This window comes from Amycolatopsis sp. NPDC026612 (assembly GCF_040638285.1).
GTDB lineage: Bacteria > Actinomycetota > Actinomycetes > Mycobacteriales > Pseudonocardiaceae > Amycolatopsis.
The window spans coordinates 1-23,919 of the sequence record NZ_JBEZYB010000048.1 but is presented as its reverse complement, the minus strand read 5'-3'; the positions used below and the strand labels follow the sequence as shown (position 1 = coordinate 23,919).

Annotated in this window: 30 protein-coding genes; 13 read left to right on the top strand and 17 right to left on the bottom strand. The window is 71.9% G+C overall.

The genetic code is table 11. The annotated features are described in order from the left end of the window. Positions 1–185: 185 nt before the first annotated feature. Positions 186–572 (top strand): PPOX class F420-dependent oxidoreductase, encoded by a 387-nt coding sequence (locus tag AB0F15_RS31620; RefSeq protein WP_360278266.1) that lies wholly within the window; start codon positions 186–188, stop codon positions 570–572. Here AB0F15_RS31620 and AB0F15_RS31615 read toward each other — a convergent pair. Beyond that, entirely contained in the window at positions 556–1,032 is a 477-nt protein-coding gene (locus tag AB0F15_RS31615; protein ID WP_360278263.1) for a GNAT family N-acetyltransferase, read from the bottom strand. The two genes, AB0F15_RS31620 and AB0F15_RS31615, sit on opposite strands and share 17 nt — an antisense overlap. A gap of 32 nt (positions 1,033–1,064) precedes the next feature. After that, a complete protein-coding gene (locus tag AB0F15_RS31610) occupies positions 1,065–1,655 on the bottom strand; it encodes a TetR family transcriptional regulator (RefSeq protein WP_360278260.1) in 591 nt (196 codons plus the stop codon). An 84-nt stretch (positions 1,656–1,739) separates the two neighbouring features. Between AB0F15_RS31610 and AB0F15_RS31605 the strand changes: the two genes are divergently transcribed. Beyond that, on the top strand, positions 1,740–2,324 hold the full coding sequence (locus AB0F15_RS31605) for a dihydrofolate reductase family protein (RefSeq protein WP_360278258.1): 585 nt from the start codon (positions 1,740–1,742) through the stop codon (positions 2,322–2,324). On the opposite strand, the gene AB0F15_RS31600 is transcribed toward AB0F15_RS31605, so the two are convergent. Next, positions 2,303–2,755 carry a MarR family transcriptional regulator gene (locus AB0F15_RS31600; protein WP_360278256.1) on the bottom strand — a complete coding sequence of 151 codons (453 nt, stop codon included), beginning with the start codon at positions 2,753–2,755 and terminating at the stop codon, positions 2,303–2,305. The genes AB0F15_RS31605 and AB0F15_RS31600 overlap by 22 nt on opposite strands. 91 nt (positions 2,756–2,846) lie before the next feature. Here AB0F15_RS31600 and AB0F15_RS31595 point away from each other — a divergent pair, with 91 nt between their 5' ends. Both AB0F15_RS31595 and AB0F15_RS31590 read left to right on the top strand, forming a co-directional pair. Continuing rightward, positions 2,847–3,284, top strand: coding sequence for an SgcJ/EcaC family oxidoreductase (locus tag AB0F15_RS31595; protein ID WP_360278253.1), 438 nt, complete (start codon positions 2,847–2,849; stop codon positions 3,282–3,284). Then, positions 3,281–3,997, top strand: coding sequence for an SDR family NAD(P)-dependent oxidoreductase (locus AB0F15_RS31590; protein ID WP_360278250.1), 717 nt, complete (start codon positions 3,281–3,283; stop codon positions 3,995–3,997). Before AB0F15_RS31595 ends, AB0F15_RS31590 begins: the two co-directional genes overlap by 4 nt. Here the strand turns inward: AB0F15_RS31590 and priA are convergent. Genes priA through AB0F15_RS31575 form a run of 3 tightly spaced genes read right to left on the bottom strand, consistent with a single transcriptional unit; the run spans position 3,994 to position 6,281 of the window. Beyond that, positions 3,994–4,731 (bottom strand): bifunctional 1-(5-phosphoribosyl)-5-((5-phosphoribosylamino)methylideneamino)imidazole-4-carboxamide isomerase/phosphoribosylanthranilate isomerase PriA, encoded by a 738-nt coding sequence (priA, locus tag AB0F15_RS31585; protein ID WP_360278247.1) that lies wholly within the window; start codon positions 4,729–4,731, stop codon positions 3,994–3,996. The genes AB0F15_RS31590 and priA overlap by 4 nt on opposite strands. Before the next feature lie 36 nt (positions 4,732–4,767). Next, positions 4,768–5,385 (bottom strand): imidazole glycerol phosphate synthase subunit HisH, encoded by a 618-nt coding sequence (gene hisH / locus AB0F15_RS31580; RefSeq protein ID WP_360278359.1) that lies wholly within the window; start codon positions 5,383–5,385, stop codon positions 4,768–4,770. 32 nt (positions 5,386–5,417) lie between these two features. Continuing rightward, positions 5,418–6,281: a hypothetical protein gene (locus tag AB0F15_RS31575; protein WP_360278244.1), complete on the bottom strand. Its 864-nt coding sequence runs from the start codon at positions 6,279–6,281 to the stop codon at positions 5,418–5,420. Positions 6,282–6,452: 171 nt separating this feature from the next. On the opposite strand from AB0F15_RS31575, the gene AB0F15_RS31570 reads away from it, so the two are divergent. From AB0F15_RS31570 to AB0F15_RS31560, 3 genes are read left to right on the top strand one after another with little or no spacing between them, the layout of a single operon-like run. Beyond that, a complete protein-coding gene (locus AB0F15_RS31570) occupies positions 6,453–6,629 on the top strand; it encodes a hypothetical protein (protein ID WP_360278241.1) in 177 nt (58 codons plus the stop codon). 47 nt (positions 6,630–6,676) lie between these two features. Further along, positions 6,677–7,849: an acyl-CoA dehydrogenase family protein gene (locus tag AB0F15_RS31565; RefSeq protein ID WP_360278238.1), complete on the top strand. Its 1,173-nt coding sequence runs from the start codon at positions 6,677–6,679 to the stop codon at positions 7,847–7,849. A 37-nt stretch (positions 7,850–7,886) separates the two neighbouring features. Beyond that, the gene (locus tag AB0F15_RS31560; protein ID WP_360278235.1) at positions 7,887–8,432 is read left to right on the top strand and encodes an NIPSNAP family protein; all 546 of its coding nucleotides are present in this window, start codon (positions 7,887–7,889) and stop codon (positions 8,430–8,432) included. Here the strand turns inward: AB0F15_RS31560 and AB0F15_RS31555 are convergent. Genes AB0F15_RS31555 through AB0F15_RS31545 form a run of 3 tightly spaced genes read right to left on the bottom strand, consistent with a single transcriptional unit; the run spans position 8,418 to position 10,479 of the window. Beyond that, positions 8,418–8,843 carry an NUDIX domain-containing protein gene (locus AB0F15_RS31555; protein WP_360278232.1) on the bottom strand — a complete coding sequence of 142 codons (426 nt, stop codon included), beginning with the start codon at positions 8,841–8,843 and terminating at the stop codon, positions 8,418–8,420. The two genes, AB0F15_RS31560 and AB0F15_RS31555, sit on opposite strands and share 15 nt — an antisense overlap. Positions 8,844–8,890: 47 nt before the next feature. Then, positions 8,891–9,781 (bottom strand): transketolase, encoded by an 891-nt coding sequence (locus AB0F15_RS31550; RefSeq protein ID WP_360278357.1) that lies wholly within the window; start codon positions 9,779–9,781, stop codon positions 8,891–8,893. A 5-nt stretch (positions 9,782–9,786) separates the two neighbouring features. Continuing rightward, positions 9,787–10,479 (bottom strand): thiamine pyrophosphate-dependent enzyme, encoded by a 693-nt coding sequence (locus AB0F15_RS31545; protein WP_360278230.1) that lies wholly within the window; start codon positions 10,477–10,479, stop codon positions 9,787–9,789. Between the two features lie 52 nt (positions 10,480–10,531). Between AB0F15_RS31545 and soxR the strand changes: the two genes are divergently transcribed. Beyond that, complete coding sequence (gene soxR, locus AB0F15_RS31540; RefSeq protein ID WP_360278227.1) at positions 10,532–10,993, top strand: redox-sensitive transcriptional activator SoxR; 462 nt, start codon at positions 10,532–10,534, stop codon at positions 10,991–10,993. A gap of 34 nt (positions 10,994–11,027) precedes the next feature. Next, positions 11,028–11,558 carry an RNA 2'-phosphotransferase gene (locus tag AB0F15_RS31535; protein WP_360278225.1) on the top strand — a complete coding sequence of 177 codons (531 nt, stop codon included), beginning with the start codon at positions 11,028–11,030 and terminating at the stop codon, positions 11,556–11,558. A gap of 301 nt (positions 11,559–11,859) precedes the next feature. Here AB0F15_RS31535 and AB0F15_RS31530 read toward each other — a convergent pair whose 3' ends face one another. Then, the gene (locus tag AB0F15_RS31530) at positions 11,860–12,453 is read right to left on the bottom strand and encodes a TetR family transcriptional regulator (protein ID WP_360278222.1); all 594 of its coding nucleotides are present in this window, start codon (positions 12,451–12,453) and stop codon (positions 11,860–11,862) included. A gap of 204 nt (positions 12,454–12,657) precedes the next feature. On the opposite strand from AB0F15_RS31530, the gene AB0F15_RS31525 reads away from it, so the two are divergent. Further along, positions 12,658–14,853, top strand: a complete 2,196-nt coding sequence (locus tag AB0F15_RS31525) for an MMPL family transporter (RefSeq protein WP_360278219.1) — start codon at positions 12,658–12,660, stop codon at positions 14,851–14,853. Positions 14,854–14,982: 129 nt separating this feature from the next. On the opposite strand, the gene AB0F15_RS31520 is transcribed toward AB0F15_RS31525, so the two are convergent. Further along, positions 14,983–15,141, bottom strand: a complete 159-nt coding sequence (locus AB0F15_RS31520) for a hypothetical protein (RefSeq protein ID WP_199191405.1) — start codon at positions 15,139–15,141, stop codon at positions 14,983–14,985. Positions 15,142–15,158: 17 nt separating this feature from the next. On the opposite strand from AB0F15_RS31520, the gene AB0F15_RS31515 reads away from it, so the two are divergent. Then, complete coding sequence (locus AB0F15_RS31515) at positions 15,159–15,875, top strand: MBL fold metallo-hydrolase (protein WP_360278216.1); 717 nt, start codon at positions 15,159–15,161, stop codon at positions 15,873–15,875. Here AB0F15_RS31515 and hisB read toward each other — a convergent pair. From hisB to hisD, 3 genes are read right to left on the bottom strand one after another with little or no spacing between them, the layout of a single operon-like run. Continuing rightward, positions 15,872–16,471, bottom strand: a complete 600-nt coding sequence (gene hisB, locus AB0F15_RS31510) for an imidazoleglycerol-phosphate dehydratase HisB (protein WP_360278213.1) — start codon at positions 16,469–16,471, stop codon at positions 15,872–15,874. The two genes, AB0F15_RS31515 and hisB, sit on opposite strands and share 4 nt — an antisense overlap. Then, positions 16,468–17,568, bottom strand: coding sequence for a histidinol-phosphate transaminase (locus AB0F15_RS31505; protein ID WP_360278210.1), 1,101 nt, complete (start codon positions 17,566–17,568; stop codon positions 16,468–16,470). Before AB0F15_RS31505 ends, hisB begins: the two co-directional genes overlap by 4 nt. Beyond that, entirely contained in the window at positions 17,565–18,890 is a 1,326-nt protein-coding gene (hisD, locus tag AB0F15_RS31500; RefSeq protein ID WP_360278208.1) for a histidinol dehydrogenase, read from the bottom strand. Before hisD ends, AB0F15_RS31505 begins: the two co-directional genes overlap by 4 nt. An 84-nt stretch (positions 18,891–18,974) precedes the next feature. Here hisD and AB0F15_RS31495 point away from each other — a divergent pair, with 84 nt between their 5' ends. Next, positions 18,975–19,769, top strand: coding sequence for a carbon-nitrogen hydrolase family protein (locus AB0F15_RS31495; RefSeq protein ID WP_360278205.1), 795 nt, complete (start codon positions 18,975–18,977; stop codon positions 19,767–19,769). Positions 19,770–19,917: 148 nt separating this feature from the next. Here AB0F15_RS31495 and AB0F15_RS31490 read toward each other — a convergent pair whose 3' ends face one another. From AB0F15_RS31490 to eccB, 3 genes are read right to left on the bottom strand one after another with little or no spacing between them, the layout of a single operon-like run. Further along, the gene (locus AB0F15_RS31490) at positions 19,918–20,565 is read right to left on the bottom strand and encodes a response regulator transcription factor (RefSeq protein ID WP_360278202.1); all 648 of its coding nucleotides are present in this window, start codon (positions 20,563–20,565) and stop codon (positions 19,918–19,920) included. Further along, complete coding sequence (locus AB0F15_RS31485; protein WP_360278200.1) at positions 20,562–21,257, bottom strand: response regulator transcription factor; 696 nt, start codon at positions 21,255–21,257, stop codon at positions 20,562–20,564. Before AB0F15_RS31485 ends, AB0F15_RS31490 begins: the two co-directional genes overlap by 4 nt. 11 nt (positions 21,258–21,268) lie before the next feature. Then, positions 21,269–22,690, bottom strand: a complete 1,422-nt coding sequence (gene eccB, locus AB0F15_RS31480; RefSeq protein WP_360278197.1) for a type VII secretion protein EccB — start codon at positions 22,688–22,690, stop codon at positions 21,269–21,271. Between the two features lie 140 nt (positions 22,691–22,830). Here eccB and AB0F15_RS31475 point away from each other — a divergent pair, with 140 nt between their 5' ends. Beyond that, positions 22,831–23,880: a type VII secretion protein EccE gene (locus AB0F15_RS31475; protein ID WP_360278194.1), complete on the top strand. Its 1,050-nt coding sequence runs from the start codon at positions 22,831–22,833 to the stop codon at positions 23,878–23,880. The last annotated feature ends 39 nt before the right edge of the window (positions 23,881–23,919 follow it).

Sequence of the window (23,919 nt, the reverse complement as noted above, 5' to 3'; positions counted from 1 at the left end):
CGGAATGATCCAGCACACAAAGCGTTTCAGACATGGGTGTCGAAACGCTTCGGCCAGGCGTGTGGGCTTCGGGCGCCGAAAGGCCCAGTCGTTCTTCCCGTCGGCTACGGTGCGGCCGCGGACCGTCCGGTCTGATCACCCGCTACCCCCGGCATCGCCGCGCGCCACCCGGCTACGGTGAGCCCATGACTTCCGAGACCGACCGCCTCGCCGCCGAGCGCTACGTCGTCCTGACCACGTTCCGGCGCGACGGGCGGGCCGTGCCGACCCCGGTCTGGGTGGCCGGTGACGGCGGCGAGCTCCTGCTGTGGTCGGTGCGGAAGGCCGGCAAGGTCAAGCGCATCCGCAACGACGGCCGGGTCGAGGTCCAGGCCTGCGACGTGCGCGGGCAGAAGACGCACGGCCCGAAGGTGTCCGGCCAGGCCCGGCTGCTGGACGCCGGGGACACCGAACGGGCCCGGCAGGCGATCGGCCGCAAGTACGGCATCACCGGGCGCGTCACGATGTTCTTCTCGAAGCTGCGCGGCCCGGCGGACCGGACGGTCGGGATCGCCGTCAAACTGGACGGCTGAAGCTGCGGAAGCCGCGCCGCAGGTAGTTCGGCAGTGCGTGCGGGTGATCGAGCGTCGAAGTGTGCAGCCAGACGCGGCGCGCTCCCGGCAGCGTCCACGCGTCGGCGACGGCGAGGGTGAGCGCGTACCCGCCGAGTCCTTTGCCGACGAACTCCGGCAGCAAGCCGAACGTGGTGATCTCGACGTCGTGCTCCCGCTGCGGCTCGAAATCCGCGACGCCGGCGACTTCGCCGCGGTACTCGATGAGCCGGTACTCGCGGCGGGCGGCGGCGAACCAGCGTTCCCACTCCTCGTCGCCCCGTGACGCGCTCGGCCACCGGTACGGCGTCCCGATCCGGACGTGCAGCTCGCGGATCAGCGCCCCCGGCCCGGTGGCCCGCAGCGCGACACCGTCGACGGGCGGAGCCGGGTTGAGCTGATCGGGGCCGGTCATTTCGAGCTCGGTGACGATCTCCTCCACCCGCGGCAACCTACGACGCCGGCAGGCCGCTGTCAGCCGCTTTTCGGCGGCTGCCCGGTCAGCAGGCGGTCCACCAGCGCGGTGACGAGGTCGTGGCGCTGCTCGTCGGTGAACAGCTCGGGTAGCGTCAGCCGTTCCACGATCAGCCAGTTCAGCGCCAGCCACAGCAGCACCACCATCGTGCCGTCGCCGGGCAGGCCGGACTTCTCGTGGTGGGCGACGTTGAAGTCGAGGTCCGCGCGGATGCGGTGGGTCAGCACGTCCCGCAGCTCCGGACGGCGCACGGCTTCCAGCCGTAGTTCCAGCAGCGCCAGGAACCCCGTCGGGAACGCGGCGACACGGTCCACGAGCGCGTGCATCAGCTCGGTGACGCGGGCCCGGTCCCGCGGCCCCTGCAGGCCGTCCGCGATGACGTCATCATCGGCCAGCCGCTCGTACACCCGCTCCCCCGCGCCCTTGAGGATGTCGCCGCGGCTGGAGAAGTAGTTGGAGGCCGTACCGACCGGCACTCCGGCCTGCTGGTCGACCGCGCGGAAGGTGAGCCCCCGCGCGCCCTCGTCGGCCAGGACCTCGATCGCGGCGTCGAGCAGTGCCGCCCGGCGCCCGGGATTGCGTCGCACCATGTTGACACCACTCCAGACGTAGTACTACGGTCAAACCACTTCAACCAAAGTACTATAACCGGAGTCATTCCGGTCGGGGGCACCATGCGCAAGCTCACGTACTTCGTCGGCGTCAGCATCGACGGCATGATCGCCGGACCGGACGGCGAGACCGATTTCCACCCGCTCGCCCCGGACATGGTCGCCCACGTGCGGGCGGAATTCCCGGAGACCATGCCGACCCACATCCGCCCCCTCATCGGGATGGCAGCGGACACGCCGAACAAGCGGTACGACACGGTCCTCATGGGCCGCGGCACCTACCAGCCGGCCATGGACGCGGGCGTCGCCAGCCCGTACGCCCACCTGCGACAGTACGTCGTCTCGCGCTCGCTGACCGAGGTCGCCGACCCGGCCGTCACGATCGTGCCCGGCGATCCGCGGGCGCTGGTGCAGCAGCTCAAGGCAGCGGACACCGGCCTCGGCATCTGGCTGTGCGGCGGCGCGGACCTGGCCGGGCAGCTGCTGCCGGAGATCGACGAACTGGTGGTCAAGTCCTACCCGGTGGTCGCAGGCGGCGGAGTGCCGATGTTCCGCGGCGGATTCGGGCCGCGCGGGTTCACCCCCGCCGAGGTCCTGACCTTCGGCCACGGCGGCACGATCACCACCTACCGTCCGGCGTCGAGCTGACGCTCCCGCGTCGCCTTGCGGATCTCTTCCGAAGCTTCCCGGTAGGCCGGCGCGGCGCGGGCGAAGTAGTCGAACAGCACCTCCTGCTGCTCCGGCGGGTACCGGCCGATGACCTCGGCGATCCGGCCCCGGGCCGGGCCGACGATCCCCTCGACCCCGGCGAGCGCGTCCGGCACCGGTTCGACCAGCACCTTGCGCCGGTCGGCCGGGTCGGCGGCGCGGCGGACGTAGCCGGCGCGCTCGAGCCGGTCGATCAGCCGGGTCGTCGCGCCGGTGGTGAGGCCGGTGCGCGCCGACAGCTCGCCCGAGGTCAGCGGGCCCTCCAGGTCGAGCAGGCTGAGCGCGTACCACTCGGTGGCGTGCAGGCCGGCGGCTTCCGCCCCGGCCAGGCCGTGCAGGCCCACCGCGTCCAGGTATCGCCGAAAGAGCACGTGCCGCTCACTTGCCATCCGATCGCTCTCCTGTCTAATATCTGCACATGTGCAGATACTGCACATGTGAAGCTAAGTATAGGAGACGACCATGCTGACCACCGACCGGACGGCTGTCACCGCCGTGCTCGACTCGCTCGCCGACGCGTGGGGCCGCGGAGACGCCGACGCCTACGGCGCGCACTTCACCGAAGACGCGACCTACGTGACCTTCGTCGGCACGCGCTACACCGGCCGCGACGACATCGCCGGCAGCCACCGGGTCCTGTTCGAGAAGTTCCTCAAGGGCACCAAGCTCGCCCACGAAGTCCTGGACGTGCGGTTCCTCGGCGCGGACGTCGCGGTCGTGAGCACCAGCGGCGACACCCACAAGGGCGCGCAGCCGGGCAAGCTTTCCAAGGTCCAGACGTACACGCTGGTCCGCGACAACGGCCGCTGGCTCGTCGCCGCGTTCCACAACACCCAGCGCAAGCCGCTGATGGAACGCATCTCGTTCGCGTTCGCGCCGGACACGAAGCCGAAGCGGTGAAGGCGCTGGTGACGGGGGCGAGCGCGGGCATCGGCCGGGCATTCGCCACGGCACTGGCCGCGGCCGGCTACTCGGTGACGGCCGTGGCCCGCCGCGAAGACCGCCTCGCGGACCTCGTGGCGGAGCTCGGTCCGGGCCACGACCACCTGGCCGCGGACCTGGCCACCGCCGAAGGCTTGCAGACCACCGCCGACCGGCTGGCCCGCGAGCCGTACACGCTGCTGGTGAACAACGCCGGCGCGGCGGTGCACGGCGGCTTCGCGGAGACGTCGCTGCGGGACTCGCTGGCCGTGGTGGACCTCAACTGCCGCGCGGTGGTCACGCTGGCCCACGCCTTCCTCACCCGGGCCCGGCCGGGCTCCGCGCTGGTGAACGTGTCCTCGACGCTGGGGTTCACGCCCAAGCCGGGCCTCGGCGTCTACAGCGCCACCAAGGCGTTCGTGACGTCGTTCTCCGAAACCCTGTGGCACGAACAGAAAGGCCGCGGGGTGCACGTGCTGGCGCTGTGCCCGGGCGTCACCACGACCGAGTCGCAGCAGGCCGGAGACGTCCCCTCCTGGCTGGTGCAGACGCCGGGCGAAGTCGCGGCGCGCGCCCTTCGCGCGCTGAACGACCGCCAAGGGCCGACCGTGGTCTCGGGACGGCCGAACGCCGTGATCACCGCGGTCGCCGGGCTGCTGCCGCGCCGGACCGCGGTGTCCCTGCTCGGTTAGAGCTCCGCGACCGCGGCGAGGGCTTCCGGCAGCGTGAACGCGCCGGCGTAGAGGGCCTTGCCGACGATGGAGCCCTCGACGCCGTCGGCCGCCAGGCCCGCCAGCGCGACGAGGTCGGCGACACTCGACACCCCGCCGGAGGCGATCACCGGCGCGTCGGTGCGGGCGACGACGTCACGCAGCAGGTCGAGGTTCGGGCCGCGCAGGGTGCCGTCCTTGCTGACGTCGGTGACGACGTAGCGGGAGGCGCCGTCGCGGTCCAGGCGCTCCAGGACCTCCCACAGGTCGCCGCCGTCGGAGGTCCAGCCGCGGGCCGAAAGCCGGTGGCCGGCCTCGGTGATCCGCACGTCGAGGCCGATCGCGACGCGGTCGCCGTACTCGCCGATGACCCGGGCGGTCCACTCCGGGTCCTCGAGCGCGGCGGTGCCGAGGTTGACTCGGCGGGCACCGGTGCCCAGGGCCGCCTTCAGGGACGCGTCGTCGCGGATGCCGCCGGACAGCTCCACCTGGACGTCCAGCTTGCCGACGACCTCGGCGAGCAGCTCGCGGTTGCTGCCCTTGCCGAAGGCGGCGTCGAGGTCGACCAGGTGGATCCACTCGGCGCCGTCGCGCTGCCAGGCGAACGCCGCTTCCAGCGGGTTGCCATAGGAGGTCTCGGTGCCGGCCTCGCCCTGGACGAGTCGCACGGCCTGGCCATCGGCCACATCAACGGCGGGAAGCAGCGTGAAAGTCACGGGGGTAACTCTAGGGCGGAGCCCCGGATCACCCGGTCAGAGGGTCGCCAGCCAGTTGCGCAGCAGGTGCGCCCCGGCGTCGCCGGACTTCTCCGGGTGGAACTGGGTGGCCCACAGCGGCCCGTTCTCGACCGCGGCGACGAAGTCCTCGCCGTGGTTCGCCCAGGTGACCTTCGGCTCCTGGCCGGGCAGGCCGTCGAGCTCCCACCGGCGCGCGGCGTAGGAGTGCACGAAGTAGAACCGCTCGTCCGGGTCGAGCCCGGCGAACAGCCGCGAATCCGCCGGCGCGCGCACGGTGTTCCAGCCCATGTGCGGCAGGACATCGGCGTGCAGCCGGTCGACGACACCGGGCCACTCGCCGGTGCCCTCCGTCTCCTCGCCGTGCTCGACGCCGCGGGAGAAGAGGATCTGCATGCCGACGCAGATGCCGAGCACCGGCCGCCCGCCCGCGAGCCGCTTGCCGATGATCCGGTGCCCGTGCACGTCCAGCAGACCCGCCATGCAGGCGGAGTAGGCGCCGACGCCGGGCACGACCAGGCCGTCGGCCTCGATCGCAGCATGCGGGTCGGCGGTGACCTCGACGTCGGCCCCGGCGCGCGCCACAGCGCGCTCGGCGGAGCGGAGGTTGCCGGAACCGTAGTCGAGAATCACCACACGAGACACGCCACCCAGCGTAGCCGCCGGGCTCAGCGGCGCTCGAACGAATAGACGTCGGTCACGGTGTTGCACGGCGACGGCGGCACGACCTCCACCCGCAGCACGCCGTCGTCGTAGTCGACCCCTTCCGGGGTGAAGGTGCCCGTGCACGTGCCGACCAGCGGAACCTGGCCGATTTCGTGCACCCGCGCGGTGACGTCGTGGCCGGTCACCGGCCGCGCGAGGTCGATCTGCAGGAGCTGCAGGTTGGTCGGGTACAAGTCGTTGTACGGGTCACTCGTGGCGCAGATCAGGCGCGTGGCGCCGACGAAGTCACACCCCTGGGCGCTGCGGATGTGGTGGTCGAGGTGGATGCGGGCGGCGACGGGGAGGTCGCCGGCCACCTTCGGGCCGCGCGGGTTGAGGAACGGCGTCGGGGAGACGTAGAGGCGGTCGATCTCGCCGAGCGGGCCGGAGACGAGCCACTGCCCGTCGGGGGTGACCGCGACCTGGGCGTTGGCGTTGGCGGCCGGTTCGTCGGGCTGCAGCGGGTGGACGAACTCCGTCGTCGTGCCGTCGGGCTTCGTGACCAGGTACATCTTCGTCGCGGGCACCGGGCTGCGGGTGTCCTGGTAGACGTCGAAGACGTAGCCGCGCAGCGAGTCCGGGTCGCCGACGTGGCCCCAGCCCTCGTCCTTGAGCGGCTGCGGGACGGTGGCGCCGTTGCGGTAGACGAGCTCGGGGGCGCGGCCCGGCAGCCGGAGGGTGGCGAGGCCCTCGCCGCTGATCCGGTTCTCGGCGGTGGTGTGGCCGACCTGCTGCCAGCGCGTTCCGTGCGCCGCGGCGACGCCGGTGGCCGCGAGCAGGGTGGCGGTGGTGAGGGCGAGCAGACTTGCCGTCCGCAGTGCGCGCATGTGCGCTCCTCGGGAGTTGAGGCCTTGGCGGCGGCGGTGCGATTCTTCCACGGACGGGCCGCCGGCCGGAAGAATCTTGAAGAAGACCGTTTGAGCGTCCCGGCGACCGGGTATCACTTCACCCGATCGTGTGCGTCGAGCCCGCCACGACCGAGCGCCAGGGAGGCGAAGATGGCCGAGGACGATCTGCTGTCCCAGATGCTGCACGCCTGGCGCGACGACATCGAAAGCGTGCCGTTTCCGCAGTTCAGCGAGCTGCTGATCCCTCGTCAGCAAGTCCGCCCGCGGTGCACGCCCAGCGCCTCTGTTGCGCGCGTGACGAACGCCACCCGGAGAACAGACGCCTGACTGTGGTTTCCTGCGGTGGCCGCATCGACGCGTCCCCGGGAGCCCTCATGAGTCGCCGCCCTGACCCGCACGACTTCCTCGACCTCGACGCCGGGCTCGCCGAGGAGGAACGCGCCATCCGCGACGCCGTGCGCGCGTACGCGAAGGACAACCTGCTGGACCACGTCGCCGGCTGGTACGAAACGGGCGCGCTCCCCGCCGCGGAGCTGGCGAAGGACTTCGGCTCGCTCGGCCTGCTCGGCATGCACCTGGAGGGGTACGGCTGCGCCGGCACCAGCGCCGTCGCGTACGGCATCGCGTGCCGCGAACTCGAAGCCGTCGACTCGGGGCTGCGCAGCTTCGTGTCCGTGCAGGGGTCGCTGGCGATGTACGCGATCCACCGGTGGGGCAGCGAGGACCAGCGGCAGGAGTGGCTGCCGCGGATGGCCACCGGCGAGGCGCTGGGCTGCTTCGGGCTGACCGAGCCGGACGCGGGCAGCGACCCCGGCTCGATGCGGACGCGCGCGGTGCGCGACGGGTCCGACTGGGTGCTCTCGGGCACGAAGATGTGGATCACCAACGGGACCGTCGCCGACGTCGCGGTCGTCTGGGCGCAGACCGACGACGGCATCCGCGGTTTCGTCGTCCCGACGTCGGCACCGGGCTTCACCGCGAACGAGGTCAAGCACAAGCTGTCGCTGCGGGCGTCACTGACCGCGGAACTGGTCCTGGACGGCGTCCGGCTGCCGTCGTCGGCCGCGTTCCCCGAGGTCCGGGGCTTGCGCGGACCGTTGTCCTGCCTGAACGAGGCCCGCTACGGGATCCTGTTCGGGGTCGTCGGCGCGGCGCGCGCGTGCTACGAAGCGGCGCTGGAGTACACGCTCTCGCGTTCGCAGTTCGGGAAGCCGCTGGCCGGGTTCCAGCTGACCCAGCGCAAGCTCGCCGACCTGCTCGTCGAGGTCAACCGCGCCGGGCTGGTGGCGCTGCAGATCGGCCGCCTGAAAGACGCCGGCGCCCTGCACCACAACCACGTCAGCTTCGGGAAGATGGCGAACGTCCGGTCCGCCCTGGACGTGGCCCGGACGGCGCGATCGATGCTCGGCGCGAACGGGATTTCGCTGGAGTACCCGGTGATGCGGCACATGGCGAACCTCGAGACGGTCCTGACGTACGAAGGCACCGAGGAGATGCACGCGCTGTCGCTCGGCCAGGCCGTGACGGGGCTGGCGGCGTTCCGCTGAGCGGTTTCTGTCGGTGGTGGCCGCTAGGTTCCGCGGTGTGACTTCTGCTGATTTCGAGACCGTGCTGGAGCTGCGGCGCTACACGCTGCACCCGGGCCGGCGCGACGAGCTGATCGAGCTGTTCGAGCGCGAGTTCGTCGAGCCGCAGGAAGCGGTGGGCGCGCACTTGTTCGGGCTGTTCCGGTCCCCGGCGGCCCCGGACGAGTTCGTGTGGCTGCGCGGTTTCCGCTCGATGGAGGCACGCGAGGAGGCGTTGACGGCGTTCTACTCCGGCCCGGTCTGGAAGGCCCACCGGTCGGCGGCGAACGCGACGATGATCGACTCGGACAACGTCCTGCTGCTGCGCCCGGTCCGCCGAGGGCTCGCTGCGCCGCCCCCTGGCCCGGGGGTGCACGTGACGATCGCCGCGGGGTCGGTGTCCCCACCGGATTCGGCGTTCGCGGCGTTCGAGACGGAGCCGTCGGAGAACACGTTTCTCCAGCTGCCGGTCCGCACGGACGGCCCGTTCTCGGTGTGGTTCAGCCGGCTCGCTTCGCCTTCGTCCGTGGCGCTCTCACCGACCACCCGGTCACTGCTGCGCTGAGAGCAGCTCGGTGAGCCCGTGGGGGTAGAGGATCTTGCTGCCGTCGCGGAAGTCGCGGAAGTCGACCCACCGCGCGGTGGCGGGATCGTCGAGGATCTTCATCTCCTCGCGCCGGTAAAGGCTTTCGTCGGCGAACCCGGCTTCGTAGACGAAGGCGATCTCGTGCCCGGGCCGGTCTCGCCAGGTGAAGACGTTCTCGAGCACGCCGAGCCGGGGGCCGACTTCGATCGCGGCACCGAGCTCTTCGACGAACTCCCGTTTGAGGGCCTCCACGCTGGTTTCCCCGAACTCGATCCCACCCCCGAGCGGCCGGTGAAAGGTCTCGTCTTTGACGTCGTCGTGCGCTGCGAAGACGAGAAGGGCGTCCCCTCGCCGGATGACGGCCAGCACGATCGACCGGATCGATGACATGGTGGCCACGCTATCGACCCGTGGCCCCCGAAGCACGGGCCGGCCGCCTACTCCCCCAGGAACTCCCTGATCGACAATCCCAGCGACCCCGCGTCCAGCCCGTGGGCCAGATCGTGGTCCGCGATCCCGCCGTAGGTCCGCACCTCCGCGTCCCGCCGCACCCCCAGCGCCTTGAGCCGGTGCGGCACCGCGGAAAGCGCCTCCGCCACGCAATGCGCCGACGTCCCCGCGAGGTACGGCTCCACGAGCACGACCGAAGCGGAGGCCGCCAGCACGGCCGACCGCAGACCCGCCGCGTCGAACGGCCGGATCGTCGACGCGTACAGCACCGTGACGTCCAGGCCCGCCGTCGCCCGCAGCACCCGGTCCAGCACCGGGCCGACGGCCACCACCACTGCGCGCGAGCCCCGGTGCAGCCGGGTGAAGCCCACCCCCAGCTGCGGGGAAGCGTTTTCCTGAGCCGAAAGCCGCAGGTAGACGCGCCCGTCGCCCGGGACGGACTCCAGCAGCAGCCGCCGCGCCTCCTCCGGGTGGCCCGGCACGTGCACCGTCCAGCCCGGCAGCGAATCGATCAGGGCGACGTCGCCCGGGGACTGGTGCGTGCGCCCCTCGGCCGCCATGTCGTACGACGCGCCCCACGACACCAGGACCCCGCCCAGCTCCTGGTGGGAGAAGTCCAGCTTGATCTGCTCGAACGCGCGCTCCACCAGGAACGACGGAAACGTGTGCACGATCGGCCGCAGCCCCGCGAGCGCCAGCCCGGCGCCCGTGCTGACCAGCAGCTGCTCGCGGATCCCGACGTTGATCACCCGGTCCGGGTGGCGCCGCGCGACGCCGGCGAGCTGCGCGGCCGAGATGTCGGCCAGCACGACCGCGACGTCCGGATCGGCGTCGATGATCTCTCCGGTGGTGGCGAGGAAAGTTTCCCGCATCGGCATCATGGTCAGCCCTTCGGTTCGACGACGGCGACCACGGCCAGCGGCCGGCCGGGGTGGGCGGCGGTGAAGGCGTCGTGCAACGCGTCGTGATCGCGGCCGGAGACCGTGCGGGTCTCCCACCCTTCGACGGCGAACCGGCGCGCGATCCCGCCCGGCCAGCCCCGGGTCGACGACTGGTTGTCGAGCACGACCGTGGTCAGGTTTTCGAGGTTGTCGCGCGCCGCGACGACGATCGCCTCGTGGTTCGAGCCTTCGTCCAGCTCGGCGTCGCCGACGAGCGTCACGACCTTCGCGCGCGTCAGGCCGCGGGCCCGCAGGCCGAGCGCGGTCCCGAGCGCGATCGGCAGGCCGTGGCCGAGCGACCCGCTGGAGATCTCGACGCCGGGGACGCGCCGCCGGTCGGGGTGGTGGCCGAGCCGCGACACCGCGTCGGACCAAGTAGGCAGCTCCGCTTCGGCGATGAAGCCCTTCGCGGTGAGCACGGCGTAGTACGCCATCGGTCCGTGCCCCTTCGACAGCAGGAACCGGTCACGGCCGGGCTCGTGGAAGTTTTCGGGCGTCACGTCGAGCACCCGGTCGTAGAGCACCCACAGGACGTCCACAGTGGACTCCGCGGCGACGCTGTGCTTTTCGTCGCCGGTCATCAGCGCAATCAGCCGGGACAGGTCGGCGTAACCCGGTTCGGTCACAGTGGTCATGACCCGACGATGCAACCTCGACTAAACTCGAAGTCAAGGATAGCCTGACCCGGTGACCAGGCTCGCTGAACACCTCAGCATCGGACAGGTGGCGGATCGCAGCGGAGTTCCGCACACGGCACTGCGGTTTTACGAGGAGAAGGGGCTGATCGGTTCGGAGCGGTCGGCGGGCAACCAGCGCCGCTACGCCCGCTCGGTGCTGCGCCGGATCGCGTTCATCCGCGCCGCGCAACGGGTCGGGCTTTCCCTCGAGGACATCAGCTCGGCGCTGGCGACGCTGCCGGTGGACCACGCCCCGACGAAGGCGGACTGGGCGCGCCTGTCCCGCGACTGGCAGCACGAGCTCGACGCGCGGATCGACGCCCTGCAACGGCTTCGCGACCGGCTCACCGGCTGCGTCGGCTGCGGGTGCCTCTCCCTGCGCAGCTGCGGGTTGTACAACAACGACGACGAGCTCGCCCGGTTCGGGCCGGGCGCCGGCAAACTGCGTCCCGCGGTCGAGGGTGGCATCTAAACCGCTTGCGCGCGGGGAGGATGCTGGAAAGGCAATGAACGAAAAAGAATCGACCCGCATCTCGAAGCGGCTGTCGCGGCACCTGCGCCACGACCCCGCGACCCTCGGCCTCACCCTCACTTCCGACGGCTGGGCCTCGGTCGACGCGCTCGTGCGCGCCCTCGCGATCACTCGCGCGGAACTCGACGAAGTGGTCGAGACCAACAACAAGCGCCGCTTCGCCTTCGACGAAACCGGAACGCGCATCCGCGCGAGCCAGGGCCACAGCGTCCCGGTCGATCTGCGGCTGCCGGACGCCACCCCGCCGGACGTGCTCTACCACGGCACGGTGGCGAAGTACCTCGACGCGATCTTCCGCGAAGGCCTGCGCCCGATGAACCGCCACGCGGTCCACCTCTCGGCCACGGCCGAAACGGCCGGAATCGTCGGCGCCCGCCGCGGCAAGCCGGTGATCCTCCGGATCGACGCCGCCGCAATGGCCGCGGCAGGCCACACGTTCCAAATTTCCGCCAACGGAGTCTGGCTGACCCCCTCAGTCCCCCCGCACCACCTCCACATCACCTGATCCCCCACCAATCACACAAGTTCCGCCCCCAATCACACGAGTTCCGCCCCCAATCACACAAGTTCCGCCTCCAATCACGCGAGTTCCGCCTCCAATCACGCGAGTTCCGCCTCCAGACACGCGAGTTCCGCCCCCAGGCACGCGGACCGACCCTCCCGATACGCGATCCGACCCTTCCGGTCCGCGAACCGGCCGTGCAGGTACACGCAACTCGCGTGACCAAAGCCGGAACTCGCGTGACCCGGAGCGGATCTCGCGTGATTGAAAACGGAACTCGCGGGATTGGCGGGCGTCGCCCTGCTTACAGTGCTGGGACGGGACTCGTGGCTCGGCGGCGGGGGCGGCCGAGGAGGCGGCGACCCACGTCGAGCAGTTCCGTGCGGAGCTCTTCGGCGCCGAGGCCTGCCAGGTCCGGGGAGCCGCCCGCCATGGCGATGCCTGTCAGCGTCACCAGGGCGTTGACCCGGGCCGTCGCGCTCGGGTCGGGGCCCGAAAGGATGCCGAGCAGCGCCTGGCCGAAGCCCTCCATGCCCCCGTGGGCCGACTTCGCGATCGCGCGCGCGATCCCCGGGTCGCTCGAGAACAACGCCACCAGCGCCCGGTGGCGGATCACCAGGTCGACGAAACCCTCCAGCAGCAGGTCCACCTGCGCGCCCCGGCGCTTCTGCGCGGCCGCGCGCCGCACCAGCTCGTCCAGGTCGCGGACGCCCGGCTCGGCGACCGCCTCGGTGATCTCCGCCTTCGTCTTGAAGTGGTAGTAGACGGCTGCCTTGGTGATGCCCAGCGCGTCGGCGATCATCTGCAGCGACGTGCCCTCGACCCCGTGTTCGGTGAACAGCCGCAGTGCGGTCTGCAGCAATCGGGTCCGGGTGTCCTCGGCCGGGCCGGCGGTCATTCTTCCTCCTCAGCAGCCGTCGGAGCCTACGTCAGCCCTTGTCGATCAGCAAACCGCCTTACTAGCCGACCGGCTAGGGACAAACCTTGCTGTTCGGCAAGTCACATACTTGCCGATCGGCTTGGAGTCTCCTTGCCGATCGGCTAGCGTGGAACCCACCTGATGGAGTGAATGGGCCCCGTCCGGGCGAAACGGAGCTGACTCGTGGCGACCTTCCTGTACCGGCTGGGCCGGTTTTCCTTCCGGCGGAGAGCGCTGGTCGCGGCGGTCTGGGCCGCGGTCCTCGTCGCGCTCGGGCTGGGCGCGCTGACGCTGTCGGGCCAGCTGTCGAACTCGGTGACGATCCCCGGCACCGAGTCGCAGCGGGCGATCGACCAGCTCACCGAGAAGTTTCCGCAGGCCAAGGCCGGTGGCGCCACCGCCCGCGTGGTGATCGAGGCCCCGGCCGGGACCACGGTGACCGACGCGAAGGGCAAGGCCGCCGTCGAAGCCCTGGTCGGGCAGCTGAAGACGGCGCCGAAGGTCGCTGCCGTGGTCGACCCGTTCCAGGCGCGGTCGATCGCCCCCGATCAGCGCGTCGCACTCGCCCAGGTCAGTTACGGAGCGAAGGCGTACGAGCTCACCGACGGGGATCGTCAGGCGCTGCTGGACACCGCCAACGCCGCCCGCGCCGCCGGGTTCACCGTCGAGTTCGGCGGCGACGCCGTGCAGGGTGCGCCCGCGACCGGCGCCACCGAAGGCCTGGGCGTCGCGGTCGCCGCCGTCGTCCTGGTCATCACGTTCGGCTCGCTGCTGGCGGCCGGGATCCCGCTGCTCACCGCGCTGATCGGGGTCGGCACCGGGATGGCGGGCATCATGCTGGCCTCCGGCTTCCTGGAGCTGAACTCGAACACACCGATCCTCGCGCTGATGATCGGCTTGGCCGTCGGCATCGACTACGCGCTGTTCATCGTTTCGCGCTACCGCCACGAACTGGGCATCGGCCGCGACCCCGAAGAAGCGGCCGGGCGCGCCGCGGGCACCGCCGGGTCCGCCGTGGTGTTCGCCGGGCTCACGGTGATCATCGCGCTGGCCGGCCTCACCGTGGTCGGCATCCCGTTCCTCGGCCAGATGGGGGTCGCCGCGGCCGTCACCGTCGCGATCGCCGTCCTCATCGCCTTGACACTGCTGCCCGCGATCCTCGGCTTCGCCGGGGCCCGGGTTGCCGGCGGCCGCATCCGGCTGCGGCGCAAGCCGGTCGAACCGACGCACGGCGAGCGCTGGGCGCGGTTCGTCGCCCGCCACCGGATCCCGGTGCTGCTGGTCGCGCTGGCCGGGATGGCCGTCGTCGCGCTGCCGGCGCTGGGTATGCAGCTCGGCCTGCCCAACGACAGCACCGCGGCGCCGGAGTCGACGCAGCGCAAGGCCTACGAGATCGCCAGCCGCAGTTTCGGTGAAGGCTCCAACGGGCCGCTGCTGGTCGTCGTCGACACCGGCGCGAGCACCAACCGCCAGGCCGCGCTCGGCCGGGCCGCGGCCGACATCCAGAAGCTGCCCGACGTCGCCGCCGTCACGCCGCCGCGCGTCAACCAGGCAGGTGACACGGCGTTGCTCACGGTGATCCCGAAGAGCGGCCCGAGCAGCACGCAGACCGAGGACCTGGTGGCCGCGATCCGCACCGAATCCGGTGCGTTGGAGAACGCGACGGGCGCGAAGCTGTCCGTCACCGGGCAGACCGCGGCGAACATCGACGTCTCCGAGAAGCTGTCGGACGCGATGCTGCCGTACCTGGCGCTGATCGTCGGGCTGGCGTTCGTGCTGCTGATGCTGGTGTTCCGCTCGGTCGTGGTCCCGCTGAAGGCGACGATCGGCTTCCTCGGCTCGGTCGCGGCGACGTTCGGCGCGGTGGTCGCGGTGTTCCAGTGGGGCTGGCTCACGGATCTGCTCGGGGTCGCCTCGACCGGGCCGATCATGAGCATGCTGCCGCTCCTGCTGATCGGCGTGCTGTTCGGGCTGGCGATGGACTACCAGGTGTTCCTGGTGACGCGGATGCGCGAGGAGCACGTGCACGGCGCGGAGCCGCAGGAAGCGATGGTCACCGGCTTCCGGCACGGGGCGCGCGTCGTGGTCGCGGCGGCGCTGATCATGATCAGCGTGTTCGCCGGGTTCGTGCTCGCCGAGTCGTCGCTGATCCAGTCGATCGGCTTCGCGCTGGCGTTCGGCGTGCTGGTGGACGCGTTCGTGGTCCGCATGACGCTGGTCCCGGCGGTGATGTCCCTGCTCGGCCGCGGCGCGTGGTGGCTGCCGAAGTGGCTGGACCGCATCCTGCCGGACGTCGACGTGGAGGGCGAGAAGCTCACGAAGCAGCTGGACGACGCCCCCGGCGACGACGGCCGGGAACTGGTCGGCGCCGGCCGCTGACCGAGGTTGTCCCCAGCTCGGCCGTGATGTGGACAACCACGTCACGGCCGGGCTGTTTTCGGCTCTGCGCGGGGTGGCCCCGATAGAATGGACGTGGGGCCGGTCCCCCGGAGAGGGTGGGGGCTGGGGTCAGCTCGAGAACCAGAAGATCGCGCCGCCGATGGCGAGCAAGGCGGCCACGCCCAGCACCACCGCCATGAACTTGGCCGTCTTCCAGGTCGAATAGACGCCGCCCACCAGAAAGCCACCAAGGGCGAGCAGGAGCACGCCGACCACACCACTGTTCACGCCGGTTAGGGTGCCACATGCCGTTCGACCTGACCGTGCTGGGCAGCGCCAGTCCCTATCCGCGTCCCGGCGAGCCGTGCTCCGGGTATCTCGTGCGCAGTGAAAGCGCCACCGTCTGGCTGGACGCCGGCCCCGGCACCCTCGCCGCACTGCAGGAGCACACCGTGCTCACCGACGTCGACGCGATCTGGATCTCGCACCTGCACGCCGACCACGTCGCCGATCTGCTGCCCGCCGTCTACGCCCTGCTCTTCGCCGATCTCCGGCCCGCGAAGCCGATGCCGCTCTACGGGCCGCCGGGGATCGGGGAACGACTCGCTGCCTTCCTCAGCAACACCGGCCCCGCACCGATCGGCCAGGCTTTTCACGTCCACGAGCTGCACGACGGCCACTTCGCCGAAGTCAACGGCCTCACCCTGGCCACGACCGCGGTCGAACACGGCTTCCCGGCCTTCGGGGTCCGCGTCACCGACGGCGACCGCGTGCTCGCCTACTCCGGCGACACCGGCCCGTGCGCCGCACTCACCGAACTGGCCACCGGCGCCGACCTCTTCCTCTGCGAGGCCGACAGTCCCGAACCGTCCGAAGTGCACCTGACACCGGAGGACGCGGCCCGCGCCGCGCACGGGGCCGGGCAGCTCGTGCTCACCCACCTCGGCCCCTTCCTGACGCGGGACGAAGCCGCCGAGCGCGCCGGAACCGACGCGATCGCCGTGCCCGGCGCGGTTTTCTAGAGCACGCCCTTCGTCGACGGGATGCCGCCCGCGCGCGGGTCCGGCTCGGTCGCCGCGCGCAGGGCCCTGGCCACCGCCTTGTACTCCGCCTCCGCGATGTGGTGCGGGTCGCGGCCGTGGATCACCCGGACGTGCACCGCGATCTGCGCGTGGAACGCCAGTGAGTCGAACACGTGCCGGGTCAGCACGAACGGGTAGTTTCCGCCGATCGTGAAGGTGTTGAACTGCTCCGGCTCGCCCACGTGCACGCAGTACGGCCGGCCCGAGACGTCGACCGCCGCGTGGGCGAGCGTCTCGTCCATCGGGATCCACGCGTCGCCGAAGCGCCGGATGCCGCTCTTGTCGCCCAGGGCCTGGCGGATCGCCTGGCCCAGCACGATCGCCGTGTCCTCCACCGTGTGGTGCGCGTCGATGTGGACGTCGCCGGTCGCCTCGACCTTGAGGTCCAGGGAACCGTGCACGCCGAACGCCGTCAGCATGTGGTCGTAGAACGGCACGCCGGTCGAGATCTCGACCTGGCCCGTGCCGTCGAGGTCCAGCTGGACGGAGATCGAGGACTCCTTGGTGGTCCGTTCGACCTTGCCGATGCGGGTCATCGCGAGACTTCCTTACTCGCCTCGAGGAAGGCGTCGTTCTCTTCCGGGGTGCCGATGCTCACGCGCAGGTGCCCTTCGATACCGGGGTCGCGGATCAGCACACCACGATCCAAATAGGACTGCCAGGCGTCCGCAGGCGAAGCGAACCGTCCGAAGAGGACGAAGTTGGAGTCGCTCGGAACCGGGTCGTAGCCCAGGCCCGCCAACGCTTCGACCACTCGCTCGCGTTCCGCGGCCAGCTTGTGCACACTGGCCAAAGTGGCGTCCGCGTGCCGCAGCGCCGCCCGCGCCGCCGCCTGCGTCAGCCGCGAAAGGTGGTACGGCAGCCGGACCAGCTGCAGCGCGTCGACCACCGCCGGCGCCGCCGCCAGGTAGCCGAGCCGGCCGCCCGCGAAGGCGAACGCCTTGCTCATCGTGCGCGAGACGATCAGCCGGGCCGGGTAGTCCGCGAGCAGCTCGACCGCGCTCGGCTGCGGCGAGAACTCCGCATACGCCTCGTCGACCACCACGATCCCGGTGGCCGCGTCGAGCACCGCGCGCAGCTCGTCCAGGGGGATCGAAGCGCCGGTCGGGTTGTTCGGGCTGGTGACGAACACGACGTCCGGCCGCTTCTCGCGGATCACCGACGCCGCCGCGGCCGTGTCCAGCGTGAAGTCGGCGCGGCGCGGCGACGGCACCCACTCGGTGCGGGTGCCGGACGCGATGATCGGGTGCATCGAGTACGACGGCTCGAAGCCGAGCGCGCTGCGCCCGGGACCGCCGAACGCCTGCAGGATCTGCTGCAGCACCTCGTTGGACCCGTTGGCGGCCCAGACGTTCGCCTCCGACAGCACGACCCGCGTCGACACGCTCAGGTAGTCGGCCAGGTCCTGCCGCAGCGCCACCGCGTCGCGATCCGGGTAGCGGTGCAGCTCGGCGGCCTCGGCGCGGACCGCCTCGGCCACGTCCGCGACCAGCTCGGGCGGCGGCGGGTACGGGTTTTCGTTGGTGTTGAGCCGGATCGGGACGTCCAGCTGCGGCGCACCGTACGGCGACTTGCCGCGCAGGTCGTCGCGCAGTGGCAGCGCGTCCAGGGTGACCTCTTCGCCGATGGTCATCGGGCCTCGCCTCCGAAGCGCGCGGCGACGGCCTCGCCGTGCGCGGGCAGGTCCTCGGCGTTGGCCAGCGCGACGACGCGGCCGGCGACCTCGCGCAGCGCGTCCTCGGTGTAGTCCACGACGTGGATGCCCTTGAGGAAGCTCTGCACGGACAGCCCCGAGGAGTGGCGGGCGAACCCGCCGGTGGGCAGCACGTGGTTGGACCCGGCGCAGTAGTCGCCGAGCGAAACCGGGGCGTACGCGCCGACGAAGATCGCGCCGGCGTTGCGGACGCGGGCGGCGACCTCGCGCGCGTTCGCCGTCTGGATCTCCAGGTGCTCGGCGGCGTAGGCGTCGACGACGCGCAAGCCGTCGTCCACGGTGGACACCAGGATGACGCCGGATTGCTTGCCGCCCAGCGCTTCGGCGACCCGCTCGCTGTGCTTCGTCGCGGCGACGCGGCTCGCCAGGTCCTTGTCGACGGCGTCGGCGAGCTCGGCCGACGTCGTCACCAGCACACTCGCGGCGAGGGGGTCGTGCTCGGCCTGGCTGACCAGGTCGGCGGCGACGTGCACCGGGTCCGCCGTCTCGTCGGCGAGGATGGCGATCTCGGTCGGCCCGGCTTCGGAGTCGATCCCGATCAGGCCGCGCAGGAGCCGCTTCGCCGCGGTGAGGTAGATGTTGCCCGGCCCGGTGACGAGGTCGACCGGGGTCAGCTCGGCGCCGTCGGTGTCCGTGCCGCCGTACGCCAGCAGCGCGACGGCCTGCGCGCCGCCGGCCGCCCACACCTCGTCGACGCCGAGCAACGCGGCCGCGGCGAGGATGGTCGGGTGCGGCCGCCCGCCGAACGCGGCCTGCGGCGGCGAGCACACCACGAGGGAGCCGACGCCGGCGATCTGCGCCGGGACGACGTTCATCACCACGGTCGAGGGGTACACGGCCAGCCCGCCCGGGGCGTACAGCCCGACGCGCTCGACCGGCACCCACTTCTCGGTGACCGTGCCGCCCTCGACGACGGTGGTCGTGACGTCGGTGCGGCGCTGCTCGGCGTGCACCTTCCGGGCGCGGGCGATCGACTCCTCGAGCGCGGCGCGCACCTGCGGGTCGAGCTGCTCCAGCGCCTGCGTCAATTCGGCCCGCGGCACGCGCACGGCGTCCGGGCGGACCCGGTCGAACTTCTCGGTGTACTCGAGGACGGCTTCGACACCGCGGTCACGGACCGCCTCGACCACCGGGCGCACGTGATGCAGCGCCGCGTCCACGTCGTATTCGGCGCGAGGGAGCGTGGCGCGCAGTTCGGCGGCGGTCGGGACCTGCCCACGCAGGTCGGTGCGGTTCAACATGCCCACCAGGGTACGAGGTCACGCCCAGCGGGTTTTCGGCGATACTCCCCGGTGACGGCCGATCCCAGCATGCAGGAGGCAGCGGTGGCGCGAATCGCGTTGTGCCAGGTCAACTCGGGTGACGATCCGGAGGCGAACCTGAAGCTGATTCGCTCCGGCGTGGAGGCCGCGGCAGCCGACGGCGCGCGGATCGTCGTGTTCCCCGAAGCGACCATGGCGCGGTTCGGGCGGCCGCTCGAGCCGGTCGCGGAGCCGCTCGACGGGCCGTGGGCCTCGGCGGTGGCTTCGGTGGCCGCCGAGCACGACGTGGTCGTCGTCGCCGGGATGTTCACGCCCGCAGACGGCGGCCGGGTCCGCAACACGCTGCTGATCACCGGCGGCGGGCACCACCGCGGCTACGACAAGATCCACCTCTACGACGCGTTCGGCTTCGCCGAGTCCGACACGGTGGCGCCCGGTTCCGCGGCGACCACCTTCGAGCTGGACGGCGTCGTCTACGGCGTCGCGACCTGCTACGACGTGCGGTTCCCGGAGCTGTTCCGTGCGCTGGCCGACGACGGCGCCGACGTCGTCCTGCTCCCGACGTCGTGGGGCGCGGGCGCGGGCAAGCGCGACCAGTGGGAGGTCCTGGTGCGGGCGCGGGCCCTGGATTCGGGCTGCTGGGTGCTGGGCTGCGGCCAGGCCGACCCCGCGGCGACGGGCGTCACGGTCAACCCGAAGGCGCCGACGGGGATCGGGTACTCGCTGGTGGCCGACGGGTTCGGCCGCGTGGTGGCCCAGGCGGCCGCGGCACCGGAGACGCTGCTGGTCGACGTGGATCCGGCGGTATCGGCCAAGGCCCGCGCCGCAACAGGAGCCCTGGCCAACCGCCGCCTCTGAACCCGTCACCCGCGTGACTGGACCCGTCACCCGCGTGATTAGGGCCGTGACTCGCGTGATTGGAGCCGGAACTCGCGAGATACGGCTCTGGTCACGCGAGTTACGGGTTCCGTCACGTGGGTGACGGGTTGGATCACGCGAGTTACGGCTAGCGGAGCAGGCCTTCGCGGATGGCGACGCGGACGAAGCCCGCCCGTCGCCGTTCGCCGGTCTTGTCGCGGATGCGGTCGAGGTACGACCGGACCGTGCGGACGCTGATGTTGAGGATCTCCGCCACGTCGACGTCCCGCTCCCCCGCCGCCACCAGGCGCAGCACCTGCTTTTCCCGCTCCGACAGCACGATCTTCGGCCCCGCGTGCCGATCCTCGCTGTCCTGGATGATCATCCCGGCCAGCGTCGGCGACACGTACGCGTTGTCGTCGGCGATCGTGCGGATCGCGCGCAGCAGCTCGTCGCCGTCGACGTCCTTCGACAGGAAGCCCTTCGCGCCCGCCTGCATCGCGCCGAGGACCTCCGGCTGTTCCGCGTGGGCGGACACCACCAGCACCTTGTGTCCCAGCTGGCCCACTTCCAGGACCGCGGCCGCGTCCTGGACGCCACGGAGCTTGAGGTCGAGGACGACGACGCTGCCCGCCGGCTGGTCCTGGACCGCGAACCTGGCTACCGAGTCGGCGACCGCACCCAGCTCGATGTCCGGGGCCTCGGTCAGCACGCGGGTCAGCGCGTACCGGTAGAGCGGGTGGTCCTCGATCACGCCGACGGAGATGCGCCGGCCGGCGGGCGCGGGATCGCTCATTTCCGGCCGCCGCGCCGGGGGCCCGAGCCGCCGATCAGGCCGCGCCGGATGGCCTCCTTGACCAGGCCCGGCCGCCGCCGTTCGCCGGTCTTGTCGCGGATCCGGTCGAGGTAGCCGCGCACGGTGCGGACACCGATGCCGAGGATCAGCGCGATGTCGACGTCCCGTTCCCCGGCCGCCACCAGCCGCAGCACCTGCTCCTCGCGCGGCGAGAGCTCGGCTTCGGCCGACACCGCGGGCCGGTCGGCGTTGTCCTTCATGATCATCCCGGCGACCACCGCCGAGACGTACGCACCGCCGCCGGCGACCGTCTTGATCGCGATCAGCAGCTCGTCGGCGTCGACGTCCTTCGACAGGAACCCGCGTGCGCCGGCCGCGATCGCGCCGAGCACGACCTCCGGCTCCGCTTGCGCGGAGACCACGAGCACGTGGTGCCCGAGCTCACACACCTCCAGCACCGCCGCCGCGCCCGCGACGCCCGGCAGGCCCAGGTCGAGCAGGACCACGCTGCCCGGCGGCTGCCGGTGCACGTGGAACCGGGCGACCGAATCGACGACCGCGCCCAGCTCGACGAAATCGGCCTCGGCCAGCACGCGTTGGACGGAGACGCGGTACAGCGGATGGTCTTCGATGACCGCGACCCGGACCCGCCCCTGGTCCAGTTCACCCTCGGTCGGACGCTCTTCTGTCATGTGCACGACTTTCACCCCGTTCCACCCGACGGAGCCGGCCGTCCGGCCGTGGCCGGGTCCAGCGCGGGGCCCGTCGGCACCAATGCCAGCAAACTACCTGTGACCGGCGGCTTGGCGACCCCTCCGTAGCCGAGCGAGGCCGAAGCCTGCGCGTTCACCACCGGATACTTCCGGCCCGTATCGGTCACCAGGTAGGTGGTGACCGAACCGGCTTCGACGACGACCGCTCCCCCCGACGGGGGGACGAACACCTCGTCCGCCACCCGTGCTTCGGTCCGGGTGGCGACCTGGATGGCTTTGGCCCCCGCGGGAAGCGGGAATTCGGCCGAAACGAGCAACCGGCTGCCCTGAACGCACAACGCCACGGAGTTCCCGCTGATCGGCGCCTTGCCGGGGATGCGGTCCGGGTAGGCGGCCGGATCGGCGCCGCCGGCACGCGGCGCGGCGACCTTCGCGACCGCGGCGACGTCGGCCGCGCGGACCTCCACCGGCGCGGGCGGCCCGGGGTAGGCGGCGGCGTTGGCCTCCGTCGTCACCAGCAGGCTCGCCTCGGTCTGCCCGATCGGCTCGAGGCCGCCGGAGCGGACCAGGTAGTACGACGCGGCGGTGCCGGGCGCGGCCATTGCGTCGACGACGGCGAGGACTTCGCCGACGCGGGTGGCGCGGCCGCCCACCGCGGGTCCGGGGTCGCCGGCGCCGTCGACCGGCAGCGCGGTGAGATCGCGCCCGGCCGGGACGGTGTCGATCCACCGCGCCGACACCGCGATCGCCGGGTAGCTGTCGAACTGCAGTGCGGTCGCGGCCTCGTCGCTCAGCCGGTGGCGACGACCGCCGGCGAGCAGGAACCGCTCGCCCTGCGGCAGCCGCACGATCACGCCCTGGTCCCGGGGCAGTTCGACACCGGACGCCGGCGCGGCGAGCAGCACGGCGGTGCGCGGTTCGGCCGACGCGGGCGCGTCCTGGGTGGTCCGGCTGCAGCTCGTCCACGGGGTGCGCACGAGGGCGTTCGACGACGGCAGCGAGTCGGGCGCGCCCGGGATCCCGATCTCGGTACCGCGGCCCGCCTTGCCGAGGTTCTCCGGCGACACGGACACGGTCGCGTCGCCGTTGCCGCCGGCCAGCAGCCGCGCGGACGCGTAGTTGAGCACCGGGTGCAGCACGCCGTCGGCGCCGAGCACGAAGCGCGCGCCCGTGCCCTCCTCGACGATCACCTTGCCGCCGGCCAGCCAGTCCTTGCCGCCGGCCGGGTTCAGCAGGCCGATGATGCCGAAGACGGCGGTGACCAGGAGGGCGGCCACGACCCCCAGCACCGTGCCCAGCACGAGCCGGCGGCTGGGCGAGACGGGGTGGTTGGCGTCGGCGGCGACGAGCGCGGAAACCAGCCTGCGGCGGAGGAACTGATACGCCTGGATCTGGTCCCGCTGCGTCCACACGCTGCTGCGCCCCCCGGCTGTGCGTCGACCCTCCGAGCGCTCGATGGTAGGCACCCGACCACGGGGCGGCGAGGGTAATTTTTACGCCCACGCCACATCCGGGGAGGCAGTAGCGTCGAAGGCCGGGGAAAGGGGAACCCGTGTCCGTCGATACCGCCGGCGCCGTCCGCCCGGCACCGTCCCGCTCCGCGGCCACGCCGCTGCCGTGGCTCCTGCCGATCCGGCCGCTGCAGGCCGCGCTGTGGGAGATCGCGGCGATCGCCGTCCTGCTCGCGTGGCTGGTGGACGCCGTCCCGCACCCGGTGCGGATCGGCGTGAGCGTGCTCGCCGGGTCGGTCGTGCTGCTGACGTCGGTGCGGTTCGCCGGCCGCCACCCGGCGGGCTGGGCGCTGACGTGGACGGCCTACCGCCTGCGGCGCCACGACACGCGCCGCGAGAGCCCGGACCCGCTGCTGTGCGTGGCCGGGCCGGTGAAGGTACGCCAGCACGTCGACCGCGCGGGCAACCGCTTCGGCGTCGCCGAGGTCGACGGCGGGTGGAGCGCTCTGGTGCGGCTGACGTCCGGGCCGGGTGCGCCCGAACCGCTGGTCGACGCCCTTCGCGAGGCGTACCGGCGCACGGACGTCCCCCTGGCGTCGGCGCAGCTGCTGACGTGGGCGATCCCGCACGGCGAACAGGTGCTGCGGGTGCGGTGGCTGGCGGTGCGCTACCGGCCGGACTTGGCCCCGATCGCGGCCGTGGCCCGTGGCGGGGGTGAGCTCGGCGCGTTGCGGAGCACGGCGTCGGCGGCGTTGAGCCTGATGGGTTCGCTGGCCGAAGCCGGGTACCAGAGCACGGTGCTGGAAGCCGGGGAGCTGGCGAAGGAGCTTCGGGTGGCGCTGGGCGTCCAGGGAGCTGCGTCCGAGCCGCCCGACCGGTGGAAGTCGTGGATGTGGGGTGGCGGCGCGCAGGCGTGCTTCCGGCCGCGGTCGCCGCGGGTGCCGGACTTCGCCGTCCCGGGCGCGGCTTTCACGGCGACGTCGTACACGCTGACCCGGACGCCCGGTGGGCGCGAGAAGGCCGAAGTGACGATCCGGGTCGGGGCACGCGCGGGTGCTTCCGTTCCCGCGCCGGGGATCCCGGTGGTGCCGCTGCACGGGCGGCACGGTGCCGGTGTCCGGCGGACGCTGCCGCTCGCGCTGGACTCCTGACGAGCGCCCCAAGGTGGCCTTCGGTGCGTTGAACGCACC